We start from the raw sequence: 17,712 nt of genomic DNA, 5'->3' as shown, positions 1-17,712 counted from the left end.
CAGAGAAGTTGCTGTTAGCCCATGCGTATCGAACCCCGTGAGTTGCCCGCCGTCCTGCCCTTTCTCGGCGATCTGCCGCCACTGCTGACCCGCCTCTACGCCGCCCGTGGCGTGCAGTCGGTGGAGGAGCTGGACAAGAGCCTGGCGCGGCTGATCCCGTATCAGCAGCTCAAGGGCATCGATGCCGCGGTGGACCTGCTGGTGACCGCCCTGGACCAGCGCCAGCGCATCCTCATCGTCGGCGACTTCGACGCCGACGGCGCCACCGCCAGCACCGTGGGCCTGCTGGGCCTGCGCCTGCTGGGCGCGGCCCATGTCGATTACCTGGTGCCCAACCGCTTTGAATACGGCTACGGCCTGACCCCGGAAATCGTCGCCGTGGCCCTGCAGCGCGAACCGCAGCTGCTGATCACCGTGGACAACGGCATCTCCAGTGTCGAGGGCGTGGCGGCGGCCAAGGCAGCAGGCTTGCAAGTGCTGGTCACCGACCACCACTTGCCCGGCCATGAACTGCCGGCGGCGGACGCCATCGTCAACCCCAACCAGCCGGGCTGCGAGTTTCCGAGCAAGGCCCTGGCCGGGGTCGGAGTGATCTTCTATGTGCTGATGGCCCTGCGCGCACGCCTGCGCAGCCTGGGGCGCTATGAAACCCGGCCGCAGCCGAACATCGGCGAGCTGCTGGACCTGGTGGCCCTGGGCAGCGTGGCGGACGTGGTGCCCCTGGACGCCAACAACCGCATCCTGGTGCACCAGGGCCTGGAGCGGATTCGCGCCGGTCGCGCGCGGCCGGGGCTCAAGGCGATTCTCGAAGTGGCCAAGCGTGATCATTCGCGCATCACCTCCACCGACCTGGGCTTTATCCTCGGCCCGCGGCTCAACGCCGCCGGGCGCCTGGACGACATGAGCCTGGGTATCGAGTGCCTGCTCAGCGACGACGTTTCCGCCGCTCGGGCCATGGCCGCCCAGCTGGACGAACTGAACCAGGACCGCAAATCCATCGAGCAGGGCATGCAGCGCGAAGCGTTGGCCCAGCTCAAGGAACTGCCGGTGGAGTCGATGCCGTTCGGCCTGTGCCTGTTCGACGCCGACTGGCACCAGGGGGTGATCGGGATTCTCGCCTCGCGCCTGAAAGAGCGTTACCACCGGCCGACCATTGCCTTTGCCGATGCCGGCGACGGCATGCTCAAGGGTTCGGCGCGCTCGGTGCCGGGCTTTCATATCCGTGACGCCCTGGACGCCGTGGCCGCGCGCCATCCGCAACTGATCAGCAAGTTCGGCGGCCATGCCATGGCCGCCGGCCTGTCGCTGCCGGAGCAGAACTTCCCGGCCTTTGCCGAGGCCTTCGACGAAGAAGTGCGGCGCCAGCTGCGCGAAGAAGACCTCACCGGGCGCCTGCTGTCGGACGGCACCCTGGCCGTGGAAGAGTTCCACCTGGAACTGGCCCGCGCCCTGCGCCACGCCGGCCCCTGGGGCCAGCATTTCCCCGAGCCGATGTTCCATGGCGTGTTCGAACTGGTGGAGCAGCGCATCGTTGGCGAACGCCACCTGAAAGTGGTGCTGCGCAGCGAATGCGGCTCGCTGAAGCTGGACGGCATTGCCTTCGGCATCGACCGCGAAGTCTGGCCCAACCCGACCATCCGCTGGGTGGAGCTGGCCTACAAACTCGACCTCAACGAGTTCCGTGGCCAGGAAACCGTGCAGTTGATGATTGCCCACATCGAACCGCGCTGACCTGCGACAGGGCGCCGGGCCTTGCCTTGTGCGTCCCCACCACCTTCCCCCGCCTCTGCTGGCAACCCCTGTAGCCGCTGCCGAGCCTGTGGCGAGGCTGCGAAAAGGCCCGCAGGGCCTTGCCGGCAATCTTGCGCCGACCTCTGAGGGCCTTTGAAGCCCCACGTCTGCTGTGCAGCCGATCGCAGCCTGCGGCAGCGGCTACAAGGGGAGCAGCGCCTTTTTTGCCCGGGCATGCATCAGGAACCCTGCCGGCGACAGTGTTGTCGACTAGTCTCTAAGCACTGTCTGATTGGCCTTGTGACCTTTTGTCATTCTTCTACCCGCGGGGGCGGGCGCTTCACTTCGCAGTCACTCGTCGACCGTTCAAACAGAACCCTGGAGCCTGACCATTGACCGAGAGGTGCCCCATGAGTCTGCTGCTTGAACCCTATACCCTGCGTCAACTGACCCTTCTCAACCGCATCGCCGTGTCGCCCATGTGCCAGTACTCGTCGGTGGACGGGTTGGCCAACGACTGGCACCTGGTGCACCTGGGCAGCCGCGCCGTCGGCGGCGCCGGGTTGATCTTCACCGAGGCCACGGCGGTTACCGCCGAAGGCCGGATCACCGCCCAGGACCTGGGCCTGTGGAACGACGCGCAGATCGAACCCTTGCAGCGCATCACCCGTTTCATCACCGCCCAGGGCGCGGTGGCGGGTATCCAGCTGGCCCATGCCGGGCGCAAGGCCAGTACTCATCGGCCCTGGCTCGGCAAGTCCGGCAGCGTCAAGCCCGAGGACGGCGGCTGGGTGCCGGTGGGGCCCTCGCGGATTGCCTTCGACCCGCAGCACACACCGCCGACCCAGCTCGATGAAGGGCAGATCGGCGAAGTCATCCAGGCCTTCGTCGCGGCCGCCAAACGCGCGCTGGAGGCCGGTTTCAAGGTGGTGGAAGTGCATGCTGCCCATGGCTACCTGCTGCATCAGTTCCTCTCGCCCCTGAGCAACCAGCGCCAGGATCAATACGGTGGTTCGTTCGAGAACCGCATTCGCCTGGTGCTGCAGGTGACCGAGGCGGTACGCGCGGTGTGGCCCGAGGAGCTGCCGCTGTTCGTGCGGGTGTCGGCCACCGATTGGGTGGAAGACGGCTGGAACCCGGACGAGACCGTGGAGCTGGCGCGGCGCCTCAAGGACCTGGGGGTGGATTTGATCGATGTGTCGTCCGGAGGCACCGCGGCCAATGCCGAGATTCCCACCGGGCCGGGTTATCAGACGCGCTTTGCCGAGCGAGTGCGCAAGGAGTCGGGGATTGCCACCGGGACCGTGGGGATGATCACCGAACCGGCCCAGGCGGAGCATATTTTGCGCACCTGTCAGGCGGACATCATCTTCCTGGCCCGGGAGCTGCTGAGGGACCCTTACTGGCCGCTGCATGCCGATGACGACCTGGGCGGGCGCAAGGCGATCTGGCCGGCGCAGTACCAGCGGGCGACCCACAGGGACCAGCCGATTCATGAGTCGGATTTGCGCGATTAGGCTTTTGCCGATGTAAAAAAAACGGCCCGTGCGGGCCGTTTTTTGTGCCTGGCTTCAGGCTGCCTTCGCTGGCAAGCCAGCTCCTACGGGGGCGGTGTGGTCTGTAGGAGCCGGCTTGCCGGCGAAGAGGCCCGTAGGGCGGGCCGGGGCTGTCAGCAGGTCACGGGTATTTGCGTTTGTCCGGCGCCGGCGGGAAGTACTGGTACAGCCAGGTCTCGCTCAGGGTACGGTCGTTGGTGCGGATGAACAGGCGCAGCTCCACCGGTTCGACGCTGTCGTTGGTGGGGAACCAGTCGAAGGTGATGCGGTAGCCCTTGATCTCGTCCAGCACCAGTACATTGAAGTCCTTGACCTCGCCGTTAGACGCGGTGACCACCGGCTCGATGCCAGTGCCTGCTGGCAGGCGATCCAGGCCGCCGCCGGTGAAGTCCACGGCAAAGCGCCGCGCCCAGACTTCCGGGTAATGCTCGCCCGGGGCCCAGCCTTCGACGAAACCGCCCATGCCGGAGCGGGTGGCGTGTACTCGCGCCAGGGGCGTGCCCACGGGCGGCAGGGCGCTCCAGTAGAGTTTGTAGCCGTAGTTCAGCGAGTCCCCGGCGGCCACCGGTTTTTTCGGGGTCCAGAAGGCCACGATGTTGTCCAGGGTTTCGCCGGTGGTGGGGATTTCCAGCAGGTCGATGCTGCCTTCGCCCCAGGCAGTGGTGGGCTCGACCCACAGGCTCGGGCGGCGGCTGTACCAGTCCACGGTGTCCTGGTAGCTGGCGAACTCGTGGTCGGTCTGCACCAGGCCGAAGCCTTTCGGGTCCTTGTCGGCGAAAGCGTTGAATTGCAGGTTCGCCGGGTTGTTCAGCGGGCGGCAGATCCACTCGCCGTTGCCGCGCCACATGGCCAGGCGGTCGGAGTCGTGGATCTGCGGGTGGATGGTGTCGCACATGCGCCGCTCATGGGTGCCGCAGCTGAACATGCTGGTCATCGGTGCAATGCCCAGTTGCTCGATGGCGGTGCGGGCATTGATGTGGGCGTCGACGTCCATCACCACGCGTTCGGCCTGGCAGTCGATGTCGAAACGGTAGGCACCGGTGGCGCTCGGCGAGTCCAGCAGGGCGTAGACCACGAAGCGGGTGCTGTCCTTGTCCGGGGTCTCGAACCAGAACTGGGTGAAGTCGGGGAACTCCTCGCGGCGCTTGGCGTAGGTGTCGATGGCCAGGCCACGGGCCGAGAGGCCGTACTGGCCGGTGGCGTCCACTGCGCGGAAGTAGCTGGCACCAAGGAAGGACACCACGTCGTGCTTGTCCAGTTCCGGGGCCTTGAACAGCTTGAACCCGGCAAAGCCCAGGTCGCCCTTGAGCTGGGCGGTGTCGACGCTGGTGTTCTGGTAGTTGAACAGTGGCGGGCGGAAGTGCACCTCCCGCGCCTGGCGGGTCTTGGGGTCGACACTGTGCATGCGCACCGGCTGCTTGAAGCCCATCCCGACGTGGAAGAACTGCACGTCCAACTGCCCGTTCAACTCGTTCCACAGCGAGTGCTTGCTGTCGTACTGGATGGCGTTGAAGTTCTGCGGGGTCATCTTCGCCAGGGTGGGCGGCAACACCTGCTTGGTGTCCACGTACTGGCTGGCAGCAAGTTGCTTGGCCTGGGCCTTGAGCTGCTCGAAATCGAACGCCTGGGCCTGGCCATCAGCGGCGCCGGCCCAGGCGCGGGCGGCCAGCAGGCCGCTGGCCGAGAGGCCGGTATAGGCCGCCAGGGCCATGGAGGCTTTGAGGAGATTCCTGCGGTGCATGGTTGAACCTTGATCAGAGAAAGATCCCAAGCCGTTCCTGGCTGCGTGGGGGGATCGCGAGGGGTGGTTCGGTCATGCCATCGGCCAAACGCAACGGACTATAAACAGACGCCGGATAGAATAAACGGTTCGCCAGGGGCAGAAAAATGATTAGCTTGTGTCCATTGGTAACCGCCCGATCCCCTTCAGGAACTGCTCCCATGCTGCACCCGCGCTTGCTCGGCGAAGACGATATCCCCTTGCTCAAATGGATCGACCGCGCCGAGGTCATCGATGAGTTCTACCGCCTGTGCAATGGGCAATTGAGCTGCTACGCCCAGCATGAAGTGGTGCAGGGCTGGCCGGAGGGCGAGGCCGAGCATGATGCATTGATCTTGCAGCAGTGTTACCGGCGTGGCGGTTGGCTGTACGGGGTGTTCGACGGCCCGGCGCTGGTGGCCGCGGTGGTGGTGGATTGCCTGCCGATCGCCTGTGCCGGGCTGGATCTGCGGCAATTGAAGTTCCTCCATGTGAGCCAGGCCTATCGCGGCCTTGGCCTGGGCCGGCAGTTGTTTGCGCTGGCCCGGGAGCAGGCCCTGGTCCTGGGGGGGCAGGGCTTGTATGTGTCGGCCACGCCGTCGCGGCATACGGTGGATTTCTACATGCGCCTGGGCTGCGAACTGCTGGCCACGCCCGACCCGCAACTGCTGCGCATCGAGCCCGAGGACATCCACCTGTACCTGCGCCTGGCCTAGGCCGCCAGGCGCTTGCGCCAGCTTGGCCAGGCCGCGATGGTCACGGCCCGCAGCAGCCACTCGCAGGGGCCGTACTGGTGGCTGCGCAACCACAGGGTGCTGAGCTGCATCTGCAGCAGGTAGATGGCAACCACCAGCAGCACAATCCACAGCGGCGGCAAGTGGTTGACCAGCCCCAGCCCGTAGCCGGTGAACAGCAGCCCCAGAATCAGCGATTGCAGCAGGTAGTTGCTCAGGGACATGCGCCCCAGTGGCGCCAGCCGTCGGCACAGGCGTTGGCCCGGGGCCGAGCCGAAGGCCTTGAGCAGCAGCATGGCGTAGCTGGCCGAGAGCAGTGGTGCGGTCAGTTGGCTGATGCCGTAGCCGAGCACTTCCAGGCCGCCGCCGGGCGCATAGGCCGGCCAGTAGCCGTAGAGCAGGGCGCCACCCAGGCCCAGCGGCAGGCTGATCCTCAGCAGCCGTGCCAGGTGCGGTTCGAAGGCGTAGGGCGCCACCAGCAGCTTGTTGCGCCCCGCCACATAGCCCAGCAGGAACATTGCCAGGGTGCAGGGGCCCTGCAGCAGCCACAGCGCCGAGGCGGTTTCCAGCAGGTGCGAGGCGTTGTAGGCCAGGGTTTGCAGGGCGCTGCCGCTCAGGGCCAGGTCCTTGAGTACCGGCCCGCCATCGGCGGCGCCGGTGTAGAGGCCGGCCTCCAGCAGGGTGATGCCGAACAGCAGGAACAGCGCCGCCGTGCCGCTGATCAACAGTGCGGCCAGGGCCGCCGCCCAGCGGACCGACAAGCCGCGCAGCATCAGCAGGACCAGCCCCAGCACGGCGTACAGCGAGAGAATTTCGCCATAGAACAGCAGGGCGCCGTGGATCAGGCCGATCACCAGCAAGGCCAGTTGCCGGCGCAACATGCGCGGCACGAAGCGCTCCCCCGAGCGTTCGGCGGAGGTCATCTGCAAGGTGAAGCTATAGCCGAACAGGAACGAGAACAGCAGGTAGAACTTGGTCTCGAAGAACACCGACACCAGCCAGCGAACCAGGTGGTCAAGGCTACTGGCGTAGCCCGGGTTGCTCACCGACGAGGCGTAGTACGGATCGGCGAAGGACCAGATATTCACCGCCAGGATGCCCAGCAGGGCGAAACCGCGCAGGGCGTCCACCTGCTCCAGGCGCGCTGCTTGCGTCGCTCCGGAGGCCGTCATCTGCGGGGTACCGGCAACAGCGGTGATGAAAGCGGGGTACAGCGCATGGAACGGACCTCCGGGGTTGATCGAGCCAGAGGCTCAATTAACCCGATCAGGCCGGGGCGCAGCTATGGGGATTTTGTTAAAAAGCGTCAAGATGCGGGCTCAGCTTCCCGCCTGGGCGGGCGCTGAAGGTTCCAGGCACTGGGCGCCGCTGGCCGGCATCTCATTCTTTTTGCTCCACCAGGTCAGCGGCCAGAGGCTATGCAGGTCACCGCGCTTGAGTGCTTCCTGGTGACAGGCCAGGGCCCTGGGTCTGTCGGTGACGCCCCACTGGCCATCGGCATAGCCACTGCCCAGGTAGTAGAAGGCGCTGCCTGAATCCAGTTCCCTGGCGGTGCGCAGCACCAGCTCTTCGGACTTGCGCGGCTGCTGGCATTGGGTGATCGAGCCATCGCCGACTGGGTCGCAGTAGTACATGGACAGCATCAGCGCCGCCTCGGCATCGGTCTTGGCGTAGGGCAGCAGCAGTTCTTCCGGCTCCCCCGGCTTGAGCGCCGGGGCCATGCCCGAGTAGCCGAGGCTGACCGCCTGCACCGCGGCCTTGGGTGAGCCGTGGCGGGCGGCATCGAGCAGGATGCGTTGCCCGAGCTCGAAGAAGTACGCGGTCAGCGGGTACTGCTCGCGTCCACCGTAGCCCAGGAACAGGTCAGCCTTGCGCATCTGTCGCTGCAGGGCGCTTTCGCCTGCGGGGGCGTTGTGTGTGAGCAATTCGTCCATGGACCATTGCTCGACGCGCACCAGTTGCCAGCAGGCACCCTGTTCAAAGACGAAGGCTTGCACCACATCGCCCAGGGGATCGTTGACCACCAGGGTATTGCCCTCCCAGAAGGTCTGCAGGCCAGCTTCGGCCTGGGCCTTGGGGGCGAGCAGGGTCAACAGGTGGTGGGTGTCGCCCGTGAGCTTGTAGCGCGCGGTGACTTCCCGGCCGCGCTCGTCAGTGATCGGCCGTTGCTCGACCAGTGGCACGGCAGTGAATGCCTGCTGCAGTTCCGGGCTGCTGGCAAAGGCCTGGGCAAAGACCTTCAGGTCGCTGGACGGGCAGGCAGGTGCGGCGGCGGCCTGGGCGGCGGCACCGAGCATCAGGCTCAGGGCGATCAGGTGCAAACAGCGACGGGGGGTGGGCATCGGCAGGGTCATCCGGGGGCGATACAGAACAGGCATGTGGGCAAGCAGGCTCATTGGCTTTGCGGGTCGCAATACAGCACCGAGCTGCCGGGAGTATGGCGGTCTTCGGTGAGCAGCGGGCGTTCCCGGCCATCACCGAAGAAGGCGGTTCCCAGGTGCTGGCGCACGCTGTCGACACTGTCCTTGAGATACAGGGCGTGGACCGAGAACGGCCCGCGATAGGGAATCATCACCGCGCTGACTGCCAGGCCGTGGTACTGGTCGTCGACGCAATAGCGGGCGGCTTCGTCCAGCTCGCAGGGCTGCAGTTGGCGTTCGCTGAAGTACGCGCCCCGGGGCTGGTGGTCGCTGGCGTCCAGGTAGACGTTTTCCATGGAGCAGTCGGCAAGCCCGGCGAACTGCTGCTCCAGGCTCATGGCCAGGCAGGGGCGGCCCATGATCAGCAGTACAAGCGCCAGCCAGAAGCGCGCAATTGGGGTGTTTCTACTGGGCATGCAACTGCTCCCTGGGCAGGCACAGCCGGCACAGACCCTGCGCCAGCCAGATCGCCAGCAATGGCGGCACGGTCATCAGGAAGCAGTAGACGTAGCCGCGTATCGGATGGTCGGGAAACATTGCCCAGGCGGTGAACAGCGCCAGGGTGCCAATCAGGACCAGCTTGACCTTGAGCTGGGGCACCAGGACCAGCAGGAAGCTGACGACGATCAGCAGTTGCAGCAGCAGTTCCACCATCATCCCCAGACCGAAGCCCTTGGCGAGAGCGCCGAAGTGGCTGCGGTACACCGGTATGCCCCAGACATGGGCGTAGTAGAACAGCAGCGGTGGCAGGCAATGGGGCACCAGGCCGGTGAGGATTCGCGTCACCTGATAACGGCTGGCAGCGTCCAGGCTCATGGGCGGCACTCGCAGGCGGTGGTGGGGTTGTCACGGGGCATGGGAGCATCCTTGCTGCCGGAAGGTTTGGGGTGAGCCCGGGCAGTGGCGCCGGTGCTTTTCAGGAGGCGGATAGTGCCGTAACTCGGGGCGCCAATCCAGTGGGGCGACGCCGGTGTTCCAGGCCGGGCAAAGCAACATTCAGAAGCACTATCGCCGCATCGACCCGGGCACTTCTCTCTAGGCTTACAGCCTTATGTGTCGACATGACACCTATTTTCCGGAGGCAGCAGATGAACACCCGTGGATTGCTCGATCAATTACTCAGGTCCGGCCAGGAAATGCTGCAGAACAAGGCAGGCGCAGCGCCGGCGGAGCACGGCAAGGGCTCGCAGGGCGGCCTCGGCGGCTTGCTCGGTGGCCAGTCCGGCGGCCTCGGTGGGCTGCTTTCCGGCGCCGGTGGCGGTGCCTTGGCAGCCGGGGCCATGGGCCTGCTGCTGGGCAACAAGAAGGCCCGCAAGTACGGAGGCAAGGCCCTGACCTACGGCGGTCTCGCGGCCCTCGGCGTGCTGGCCTACAAAGCCTACGGCAACTGGCAGGCGCAGCAGGGCGCCGCCCCGCGCAGCGAACCCCAGACCCTGGACCGCCTGCCGGCGCAGCAGGTGGAATTGCACAGCCAGGCGATCCTCAAGGCGCTGGTGGCGGCGGCCAAGGCCGATGGCCATGTGGACGAGCGCGAGCGGGCGCTGATCGAGGGCGAGTTCCGCAAACTGGACAACGACCCGCAATTGCAGCAGTGGCTGCACAGTGAACTGAACAAGCCCCTGGACCCGGCGGACGTCGCCCGGGCCGCGAGCACGCCGGAAATGGCCGCGGAAATGTACCTGGCCAGCGTGATGCTGGTGGATGAAGAGCACTTCATGGAAAAAGCCTACCTGGACGAGCTGGCGCGCCAGTTGCAACTGGCGCCGGGGCTCAAGGCCGAACTGGAGAACCAGGTGCGCCAGAACAATCTCTGAAGCGGCGCTGGGAGTGCCGTTCGCCACGGATGGCGGTTCTGCCGGGTGGATTTGCCGAATTGCCTTGGCAGGGGTGATAAAACCGCCGCTGAGCCGCCATCCAGAGCGGGTGCACAAATTTATCGAAAGTGCCAACCGTGGTGCTAAACCACCCATAAAACCTGCATCGTCCTCGGCTATACTCCCCACATTTTTGAATGGCCTCGAGGACTGACTGTGAAGAACTGGACGTTGCGCCAACGCATTTTGGCGAGCTTTGCGGTGATTATCGCCATCATGCTGTTGATGGTCGTCGTCTCGTACTCGCGGCTGTTGAAGATCGAATCCGGTGAAGAGCGCATGCGCAATGACGCGGTGCCCGGGGTCTATTTCAGTTCGATGATCCGCAGCGCCTGGGTCGACACCTACCTGCAGACCCAGGAAATCATCGGCCTCAAGCAGAATCAGGACATCAGCGCCGAGGACAAGGCGGACTTCAAGGCCTTCGAAGAACGCCTGCAGACCCAGATGACCAATTACAAGCAGACCATCAACAGCCGCGAGGACCAGAGCGAGTTCGATGCCTTCGAGAAGGACCACCAGGAGTTCAACCGCATCCAGGCCGCCGTGCTCGATCTGCACCAGCGTCGCCAGGAGGCCGAGGCAATCCGCCTGTTCAATGAGCAACTGACCCCGGCCTGGACCGCCGGGCGGATGAAACTCAACGACATCATCAGCGAAAACAAGGCCGTGGCCGACTCCGCCACCGCCGCCATCGACGATGCAGTGGCCGCGGCCAAGGTCAGCATGGGCGTGTCGTTGCTGCTGGCGGTGCTGGCTGCCGGGCTCTGCGGCCTGCTGCTGATGCGCGCAATCATGGCGCCGATGAACCGCATCGTGAGCATTCTGGAAATCATGCGCACCGGTGACCTGAGCGGCCGCCTGAACCTGGACCGCAAGGACGAGTTCGGCGCCGTGGAAACCGGCTTCAACGACATGATGACCGAGCTCACCGCCCTGGTGTCCCAGGCCCAGCGCTCCTCGGTGCAGGTCACCACCTCGGTGACCGAGATCGCCGCCACCTCCAAGCAGCAACAGGCCACCGCCACCGAGACGGCCGCCACCACCACGGAAATCGGCGCCACCTCGCGGGAGATCGCCGCGACCTCCCGGGACCTGGTGCGCACCATGACCGAAGTGTCCAGCGCCGCCGACCAGGCCTCGGTGCTTGCCGGCTCCGGCCAGCAGGGCCTGGCGCGCATGGAAGACACCATGCACTCGGTGATGGGCGCGGCAGACCTGGTGAACGCCAAGCTGGCGATCCTCAACGAGAAGGCCGGCAACATCAACCAGGTGGTGGTGACCATCGTCAAGGTCGCCGACCAGACCAACCTGCTGTCGCTCAACGCCGCCATCGAGGCCGAGAAGGCCGGCGAGTACGGCCGTGGTTTTGCCGTGGTCGCCACTGAAGTGCGGCGCCTGGCGGATCAGACCGCAGTGGCCACCTATGACATCGAGCAGATGGTCCGTGAGATCCAGTCGGCGGTGTCGGCGGGGGTCATGGGCATGGACAAGTTTTCCGAGGAGGTGCGCCGCGGCATGGCCGAGGTGCAGCAGGTGGGTGAACAGCTGTCGCAGATCATCCATCAGGTCCAGGCCTTGGCTCCGCGGGTGTTGATGGTCAATGAGGGCATGCAGGCCCAGGCCACGGGTGCCGAGCAGATCAACCATGCCCTGGTGCAACTGGGGGATGCCAGCAGCCAGACCGTCGAGTCCCTGCGCCAGGCCAGCTTTGCCATTGACGAGCTGAGCCAGGTGGCGGTGGGGCTGCGCAGCGGCGTTTCGCGTTTCAAAGTCTGATGGATGAGCTCGCGCACAAGCGCAACGGCGCAACTGGCGCCAGGAATGCTCTGTTCCTGGTGTTCCGCATCGGCCAGGAGCGCTATGCGCTGCAGGCCGTGGATGTGGTGGAGGTGTTGCCGCGCCTGCAGCTCAAGCCCATTGCCCAGGCGCCGTCCTGGGTGGCCGGGGTGTTTGCCTATCGCGGCGTGGTGGTGCCAGTCATCGACCTGTGCGAGCTGACCTTCGGCCGCCCGGCGCAGTTGCGCACCAGTACCCGGCTGGTGCTGGTGCACTACCGCGGTGATGCCGGGCAGCCGGCGCGGATTCTCGGGCTGTTGCTGGAGCAGGCCAACGACACCCTGCGCTGCGACCCGGCGCAGTTCCAGCCCTATGGCCTGGACAACCGCCAGGCGCCATACCTGGGGCCGGTGCGCGAAGACGCCCAGGGCCTGCTGCAATGGGTGCGGGTCGACGACCTGCTGCCCCTCAAGGTGCGTGAGCTGCTGTTTCCCGCCGTGCCCCTGGATCCGGCATCGCTTGAGGAGCCTCGATGAGCGAGGAGCAACGATTTTTCGATTTCCTCAAGGAACGTATCGGCCTGGATGTCGCCTCCGTGGGGCCGGCGATCATAGAGCGCGCGGTACGCCAGCGCTGCAATGCCCTGTATGCCCGCAGCAGCGATGAGTACTGGCAGAAACTGCAAGGCTCGCGGGATGAGCAGCAGGCCCTGATCGAAGCGGTGATCGTTCCGGAAACCTGGTTTTTCCGCTATCCGGAATCCTTCGCTACCCTGGTCAAGCTGGCCAAGGCGCGGCTGGCGCAGATCAAGGGCATGCGGGCCCTGCGCCTGTTGAGCCTGCCGTGCTCCACCGGCGAGGAGCCCTATTCCATCGCCATGGCCCTGCTCGATGGCGGCCTGGCGCCGCATCAGTTCAAGGTCGACGGCCTGGACGTCAGCCCGTTGTCGGTGGAGCGGGCCAAGGCTGCGCTGTACGGCAAGAATTCCTTTCGTGGCCAGCCCATCGAGTTTCGCGAGCGGCATTTCAACCCTGAAGAAGGCGAGCGTTATCGCCTGAGCGAGCGGGTTCGTGAGCAGGTGCGGTTGCAGGTGGGCAATGTCCTGGATCCGGGCTTGCTGGCCAGTGAACCGGCCTTCGATTTCGTGTTCTGCCGCAACCTGCTGATCTATTTTGATCAGCCGACCCAGCGCCAGGTGTTCGAGGTGCTCAAGCGCCTGACCCATGAAGAGGGCGTGCTGTTCATCGGCCCCGCCGAAGGCAGCCTCCTGGGCCGCCTGGGCATGCGCTCCATCGGCATCTCGCAGTCCTTCGCCTTCAGCCGCCACCATGAGCCCGAGCCGGCCCCGGTGGTGCTGCCGCAACCCTTGCCGCTGCCGGTTCCCGTGCGCAGCGTGGTGCCCCCGGCGCCGCGCCCACGGCCGTTCGCCAGGCGCCCGGTAGCGGCGCCGTTGAGCGACGGCGCGCTGATGGAAAGCGATGCCGCCAGCCTGCTGGCCACCATTGCCGCCCTGGCCAACGAGGGCAAGAGCGCCGAGGCCCGTGCCGCCTGCGAGCGTTATTTGCAGCAGCACGAGCCGGTGGCCCAGGTGTTCTACTGGCTGGGCCTGCTCAGTGATGTGGCCGGCAACGCCATGGAAGCCCAGGGTTACTACCGCAAGGCCCTGTACCTGGCGCCCCAGCACCCCGAAGCCCTGGCGCACCTGGGCGCGCTGCTGGCTTCCCAGGGTGATGTGGCCGGGGCCCAACGATTGCAGGAGCGCGCGGCCCGCAGCGTTCGCTCTGCCGACAGTGAGTTGAAACGATGAGCCATCCCTATTCATTGGACGTCACCCGTGAAGATGCGCAGGCCATCGATGATTGCTGGAACCGCATCGGTATCCATGGCGACAAGTCCTGCCCGTTGCTGGCCGAGCACATTCATTGCCGCAACTGCTCGGTGTATTCGGCCGCCGCCACCCGCCTGCTGGACCGCTATTCGTTGCGCCAGGAGGACCGCGAGCATTCGGTGGTGCTGGAGGCCGACAGCGATGTGGTCACTCGCTCGCTGCTGATGTTCCGCCTCGGCGAAGAGTGGCTGGGCCTGCCGACCCGCTGCCTGCTGGAAGTGGCACCGCAGCAGGCGATTCATTCCTTGCCGCACCAGCGCTCGCGCGCCCTGCTGGGGGTGGCCAATGTCCGCGGGGCGCTGGTGGCCTGCCTGTCGCTGACCGAGCTTCTGGGGCTGGATCCTTCCCCGGCCGCGCCGGCGGGAGGACGGGTGATGCCGCGCATGCTGATCATCGGCGCCGCCGGAGGCCCGGTGGTGGTGCCGGTGGACGAAGTGCACGGCATCCACGCCATCGACGAGCGCATCCTCAACGGCGCCTCGGCCTCCGGCGAGCAGGCCAATGCCAAGTACACCCGTGGCGTGTTGCAATGGCAGGGGCGCAGCCTGCGCCTGCTGGACGAAGAGCAATTGCTCGCGGCCGTGACCCGGAGCCTGACATGACCCCCGATCAGATGCGCGACGCCTCGCTGCTGGAGCTGTTCAGCCTGGAAGCCGAAGCCCAGACCCAGGTGCTCAGCACCGGGCTGCTGGCCCTGGAGCGCAACCCGACCCAGGCCGACCAGCTGGAAGCCTGCATGCGCGCAGCCCATTCCCTCAAGGGCGCGGCGCGGATTGTCGGGGTCGATGCCGGGGTCAGCGTTGCCCACGTGATGGAAGACTGCCTGGTGAGCGCCCAGGAAGGGCGGCTGTACCTGCAGCCCGAGCATATCGATGCCCTGCTGCAGGGCACCGATCTGCTGATGCGCATCGCCACCCCGGGCGGTGCGGAGCTGGTCGCCGCGGACATCCCGTTGTACGTGGCCCTGATGGAGCGCCTGTTGACCCCAGGGGCCGCGATGCCGGCGGCGCAAATGCCGGAACCGCCAGTACCGGAGCTGCCAATCGCACAACCGCAAGCCCCGGTGCAAGCCCATGGAGCGTTCCTGGGCGAGCCCGAGGCCGAGGCCGAGCCCGTGCTGCTGGCTGCCAGCGAACCCGCCCATGAGCCCGCTCGCCCGGGCAAGCGCATGACTGAAGGCGGCGAGCGGGTGCTGCGGGTCACGGCCGAACGTCTCAACAGCCTGCTGGACCTGTCGAGCAAATCCCTGGTGGAAACCCAGCGGCTCAAGCCCTACCTGGCCACCTTGCAGCGCCTGCGGCGGATCCAGAGCAACAGCCTGACCGCCCTGGAAAACCTCAACCTGCACCTCAAGGAACATGCCTTGAGCCTGGAGGCTCAGGAGGCCCTGGCGGATGCGCGGCGCCTGCTGGCCGAATCCCAGCAGTTGCTGGCGGAGAAAACCGCCGAGCTCGACGAATTCGGCTGGCAGGCCAGCCAGCGCGCCCAGGTGCTCTACGACACCGCGCTGGCCTGCCGCATGCGGCCCTTTGCCGACGTACTCACCGGCCAGGTGCGCATGGTTCGCGACCTGGGTCGCAGCCTGGGCAAGCAGGTACGCCTGGAGATCGAGGGGGAGAAGACCCAGGTCGACCGCGATGTGCTGGAGAAACTCGAAGCGCCGCTGACCCACTTGCTGCGCAACGCCGTCGATCACGGCATCGAACTGCCGGAGCAGCGCCTGCTGGCGGGCAAGCCGGCGGAAGGGGTGATTCGCCTGCGGGCATCCCACCAGGCCGGTCTGCTGGTGCTGGAACTCAGTGACGACGGCAATGGGGTCGATCTGGAGCGTTTGCGCCAGAGCATTGTCGAGCGCCAGTTGTCGCCGGCGCAGACCGCGGCCCAGCTCAGTGAGGAAGAGTTGCTGACCTTCCTGTTCCTGCCGGGCTTCAGCCTGCGGGACAAGGTCACCGAGGTCTCCGGTCGCGGCGTCGGCCTGGATGCGGTGCAGCACATGGTGCGTCAGCTGCGCGGGGCGGTGGTGCTGGAACAGGACACTGGCCAGGGCAGCCGTTTCCACCTGGAGGTGCCGCTGACCCTGTCGGTGGTACGCAGCCTGGTGGTGGAGGTCGGCGACGAGGCCTACGCCTTCCCGCTGGCCCATATCGAACGCATGTGCGACCTGGAGCCCGAGGCCATCGTCCAGGTGGAAGGGCGCCAGCATTTCTGGCACGAAGGCCGGCATGTCGGCCTGGTCGCCGCCAGCCAGTTGCTGCAGCGGCCGGCAACCCAGGAAAGCGCGCCAACTCTGAAAGTGGTGGTGATCCGCGAGCGCGATGCGGTGTACGGGATCGCCGTGGAGCGTTTCATCGGCGAGCGCACCCTGGTAGTGCTGCCGCTGGACGACCGCCTGGGCAAGATTCAGGACATCTCCGCCGGAGCCCTGCTCGATGACGGCCGGGTGGCGCTGATCGTGGATGTAGAGGACATGCTGCGCTCGGTGGACAAACTGCTCAATACCGGGCGTCTGGAGCGCATTGCGCGCAACCATCAGCAGCACGCACAGGCCGCGCGCAAGCGTATTCTGGTGGTGGACGATTCGCTGACGGTGCGTGAATTGCAACGCAAGCTGCTGATCAACCGCGGTTACGACGTGGCGGTGGCAGTGGATGGCATGGATGGCTGGAATGCCTTGCGTTCGGAAAGCTTCGACCTGTTGATCACCGACATCGACATGCCGCGAATGGATGGAATTGAATTGGTCACACTCTTGCGTCGTGACAATCGCCTGCAGTCCCTGCCGGTGATGGTGGTGTCCTACAAGGACCGTGAGGAAGACCGGCGCCGTGGACTGGATGCCGGTGCCGACTATTATCTAGCCAAAGCCAGTTTCCATGACGACGCCCTGCTGGATGCAGTGGTGGAACTGATTGGAGGAGCGCGGGCATGAAGATAGCGATAGTCAATGACATGCCCATGGCCGTGGAGGCCCTGCGCCGTGCCCTGGCCTTCGACCCCAGCCACGAGGTGGTGTGGGTCGCCACCAATGGTGCGGAAGCGGTGAAGTACTGTGCCGAACTGACCCCGGACCTGATTCTCATGGACCTGATCATGCCGGTGATGGATGGCGTCGAGGCCACGCGGCGGATCATGGCCGAGTCGCCGTGCGCCATCGTGATCGTCACCGTCGATCGCCAGCAGAATGTGCACCGGGTGTTCGAAGCCATGGGCCACGGCGCGCTGGATGTGGTGGACACTCCGGCCCTGGGCGCGGGCAATGCCCAGGAAGCGGCGGCGCCACTGTTGCGCAAGATCCTCAATATCGGTTGGCTGATCGGCCAGCGCGGCAGCCGGGTGCGTTCTGCGCCCCAGCCACTGCGCAGCGGTGCGCCACGCCAGAGCCTGGTGGCCATTGGCTCCTCCGCGGGTGGGCCGGCGGCTCTGGAAGTGTTGCTCAAGGGCTTGCCAAAGGACTTTGCCGCCGCCATCGTGCTGGTCCAGCACGTTGATCAGGTGTTTGCCGCAGGCATGGCCGAATGGCTCAGCAGTGCCTCCGGCCTGGAGGTGCGCCTGGCCCGGGAAGGCGAGCCGCCGCAAAGCGGCAAGGTCCTGCTGGCGGGCACCAACCATCATATCCGTCTATTGAAGAACGGCACCCTGGCCTATACCGCCGAGCCGGTGAACGAGATCTACCGGCCCTCCATCGATGTGTTTTTCGAGAGCGTTGCCAGTTTCTGGAATGGCGATGCGGTGGGGGTGCTGCTGACCGGCATGGGCCGTGACGGCGCCCAGGGCTTGAAGCTGATGCGTGATCAGGGTTATCTGACCATCGCCCAGGACCAGAACAGCAGTGCGGTGTATGGCATGCCCAAGGCGGCCGCTGCCATCGGCGCCGCCTCAGAGATTCGCCCGCTGGACAAGATCGCTCCACGTTTGCTGGAGATATTTGCCAAATGACTGATAAACGCAGCTGTCCTGGCCAGGTAGCAATT

15 protein-coding genes are annotated in these 17,712 nt (G+C 65.8%); 10 read left to right on the top strand and 5 right to left on the bottom strand.

Annotated elements, in window-relative coordinates:
- The first annotated feature begins 21 nt into the window (after nucleotides 1-21).
- Together recJ and AC1RCO_RS10985 are read left to right on the top strand one after the other, a co-directional pair.
- Nucleotides 22-1,731, top strand: a complete 1,710-nt coding sequence (gene recJ, locus AC1RCO_RS10990; RefSeq protein WP_072451195.1) for a single-stranded-DNA-specific exonuclease RecJ — start codon at nucleotides 22-24, stop codon at nucleotides 1,729-1,731.
- A 410-nt stretch (nucleotides 1,732-2,141) separates the two neighbouring features.
- Complete coding sequence (locus AC1RCO_RS10985; protein ID WP_011059469.1) at nucleotides 2,142-3,248, top strand: NADH:flavin oxidoreductase/NADH oxidase; 1,107 nt, start codon at nucleotides 2,142-2,144, stop codon at nucleotides 3,246-3,248.
- 160 nt (nucleotides 3,249-3,408) lie between these two features.
- On the opposite strand, the gene AC1RCO_RS10980 is transcribed toward AC1RCO_RS10985, so the two are convergent.
- The gene (locus AC1RCO_RS10980; protein WP_011059470.1) at nucleotides 3,409-5,028 is read right to left on the bottom strand and encodes a glucan biosynthesis protein D; all 1,620 of its coding nucleotides are present in this window, start codon (nucleotides 5,026-5,028) and stop codon (nucleotides 3,409-3,411) included.
- Between the two features lie 200 nt (nucleotides 5,029-5,228).
- On the opposite strand from AC1RCO_RS10980, the gene AC1RCO_RS10975 reads away from it, so the two are divergent.
- The gene (locus AC1RCO_RS10975) at nucleotides 5,229-5,762 is read left to right on the top strand and encodes a GNAT family N-acetyltransferase (RefSeq protein WP_011059471.1); all 534 of its coding nucleotides are present in this window, start codon (nucleotides 5,229-5,231) and stop codon (nucleotides 5,760-5,762) included.
- On the opposite strand, the gene AC1RCO_RS10970 is transcribed toward AC1RCO_RS10975, so the two are convergent.
- The 4 genes from AC1RCO_RS10970 to AC1RCO_RS10955 all read right to left on the bottom strand — a co-directional run bounded on the left by AC1RCO_RS10970 (nucleotide 5,759) and on the right by AC1RCO_RS10955 (nucleotide 9,016).
- A complete protein-coding gene (locus AC1RCO_RS10970; RefSeq protein WP_492617695.1) occupies nucleotides 5,759-6,952 on the bottom strand; it encodes a DUF418 domain-containing protein in 1,194 nt (397 codons plus the stop codon). The genes AC1RCO_RS10975 and AC1RCO_RS10970 overlap by 4 nt on opposite strands.
- A 147-nt stretch (nucleotides 6,953-7,099) precedes the next feature.
- Complete coding sequence (locus AC1RCO_RS10965) at nucleotides 7,100-8,122, bottom strand: hypothetical protein (RefSeq protein WP_401402592.1); 1,023 nt, start codon at nucleotides 8,120-8,122, stop codon at nucleotides 7,100-7,102.
- A gap of 50 nt (nucleotides 8,123-8,172) precedes the next feature.
- Entirely contained in the window at nucleotides 8,173-8,616 is a 444-nt protein-coding gene (locus tag AC1RCO_RS10960) for a hypothetical protein (RefSeq protein ID WP_047284078.1), read from the bottom strand.
- Entirely contained in the window at nucleotides 8,606-9,016 is a 411-nt protein-coding gene (locus AC1RCO_RS10955; protein WP_053149228.1) for a hypothetical protein, read from the bottom strand. The genes AC1RCO_RS10960 and AC1RCO_RS10955 overlap by 11 nt, the downstream gene beginning before the upstream one ends.
- Before the next feature lie 272 nt (nucleotides 9,017-9,288).
- Between AC1RCO_RS10955 and AC1RCO_RS10950 the strand changes: the two genes are divergently transcribed.
- The 7 genes from AC1RCO_RS10950 to AC1RCO_RS10920 all read left to right on the top strand — a co-directional run bounded on the left by AC1RCO_RS10950 (nucleotide 9,289) and on the right by AC1RCO_RS10920 (nucleotide 17,677).
- Complete coding sequence (locus AC1RCO_RS10950; RefSeq protein ID WP_011059476.1) at nucleotides 9,289-10,014, top strand: tellurite resistance TerB family protein; 726 nt, start codon at nucleotides 9,289-9,291, stop codon at nucleotides 10,012-10,014.
- 216 nt (nucleotides 10,015-10,230) lie between these two features.
- A complete protein-coding gene (locus AC1RCO_RS10945; RefSeq protein ID WP_065364560.1) occupies nucleotides 10,231-11,853 on the top strand; it encodes a methyl-accepting chemotaxis protein in 1,623 nt (540 codons plus the stop codon).
- On the top strand, nucleotides 11,853-12,389 hold the full coding sequence (locus AC1RCO_RS10940; protein WP_011059478.1) for a chemotaxis protein CheW: 537 nt from the start codon (nucleotides 11,853-11,855) through the stop codon (nucleotides 12,387-12,389). The genes AC1RCO_RS10945 and AC1RCO_RS10940 overlap by 1 nt, the downstream gene beginning before the upstream one ends.
- Nucleotides 12,386-13,660 (top strand): CheR family methyltransferase, encoded by a 1,275-nt coding sequence (locus AC1RCO_RS10935; RefSeq protein WP_492617694.1) that lies wholly within the window; start codon nucleotides 12,386-12,388, stop codon nucleotides 13,658-13,660. Before AC1RCO_RS10940 ends, AC1RCO_RS10935 begins: the two co-directional genes overlap by 4 nt.
- On the top strand, nucleotides 13,657-14,343 hold the full coding sequence (locus AC1RCO_RS10930) for a chemotaxis protein CheW (RefSeq protein ID WP_015634305.1): 687 nt from the start codon (nucleotides 13,657-13,659) through the stop codon (nucleotides 14,341-14,343). Before AC1RCO_RS10935 ends, AC1RCO_RS10930 begins: the two co-directional genes overlap by 4 nt.
- A complete protein-coding gene (locus AC1RCO_RS10925) occupies nucleotides 14,340-16,670 on the top strand; it encodes a hybrid sensor histidine kinase/response regulator (protein ID WP_011059481.1) in 2,331 nt (776 codons plus the stop codon). The genes AC1RCO_RS10930 and AC1RCO_RS10925 overlap by 4 nt, the downstream gene beginning before the upstream one ends.
- On the top strand, nucleotides 16,667-17,677 hold the full coding sequence (locus AC1RCO_RS10920; protein WP_011059482.1) for a chemotaxis response regulator protein-glutamate methylesterase: 1,011 nt from the start codon (nucleotides 16,667-16,669) through the stop codon (nucleotides 17,675-17,677). The genes AC1RCO_RS10925 and AC1RCO_RS10920 overlap by 4 nt, the downstream gene beginning before the upstream one ends.
- The last annotated feature ends 35 nt before the right edge of the window (nucleotides 17,678-17,712 follow it).

Source organism: Pseudomonas sp. GW823-FHT03E05 (assembly GCF_058796855.1).
This window is presented reverse-complemented; position numbering and strand designations above follow the sequence as displayed.

Coding starts and splice junctions, on each gene's coding strand:
- recJ (WP_072451195.1), top strand. CDS start 22: ATGCGTATCGAACCCCGTGAGTTGCCCGCCGTCCTGCCCTTTCTCGGC.
- AC1RCO_RS10985 (WP_011059469.1), top strand. CDS start 2,142: ATGAGTCTGCTGCTTGAACCCTATACCCTGCGTCAACTGACCCTTCTC.
- AC1RCO_RS10980 (WP_011059470.1), bottom strand. CDS start 5,028: ATGCACCGCAGGAATCTCCTCAAAGCCTCCATGGCCCTGGCGGCCTAT.
- AC1RCO_RS10975 (WP_011059471.1), top strand. CDS start 5,229: ATGCTGCACCCGCGCTTGCTCGGCGAAGACGATATCCCCTTGCTCAAA.
- AC1RCO_RS10970 (WP_492617695.1), bottom strand. CDS start 6,952: ATGACGGCCTCCGGAGCGACGCAAGCAGCGCGCCTGGAGCAGGTGGAC.
- AC1RCO_RS10965 (WP_401402592.1), bottom strand. CDS start 8,122: ATGCCCACCCCCCGTCGCTGTTTGCACCTGATCGCCCTGAGCCTGATG.
- AC1RCO_RS10960 (WP_047284078.1), bottom strand. CDS start 8,616: ATGCCCAGTAGAAACACCCCAATTGCGCGCTTCTGGCTGGCGCTTGTA.
- AC1RCO_RS10955 (WP_053149228.1), bottom strand. CDS start 9,016: ATGAGCCTGGACGCTGCCAGCCGTTATCAGGTGACGCGAATCCTCACC.
- AC1RCO_RS10950 (WP_011059476.1), top strand. CDS start 9,289: ATGAACACCCGTGGATTGCTCGATCAATTACTCAGGTCCGGCCAGGAA.
- AC1RCO_RS10940 (WP_011059478.1), top strand. CDS start 11,853: ATGGATGAGCTCGCGCACAAGCGCAACGGCGCAACTGGCGCCAGGAAT.
- AC1RCO_RS10935 (WP_492617694.1), top strand. CDS start 12,386: ATGAGCGAGGAGCAACGATTTTTCGATTTCCTCAAGGAACGTATCGGC.
- AC1RCO_RS10930 (WP_015634305.1), top strand. CDS start 13,657: ATGAGCCATCCCTATTCATTGGACGTCACCCGTGAAGATGCGCAGGCC.
- AC1RCO_RS10925 (WP_011059481.1), top strand. CDS start 14,340: ATGACCCCCGATCAGATGCGCGACGCCTCGCTGCTGGAGCTGTTCAGC.
- AC1RCO_RS10920 (WP_011059482.1), top strand. CDS start 16,667: ATGAAGATAGCGATAGTCAATGACATGCCCATGGCCGTGGAGGCCCTG.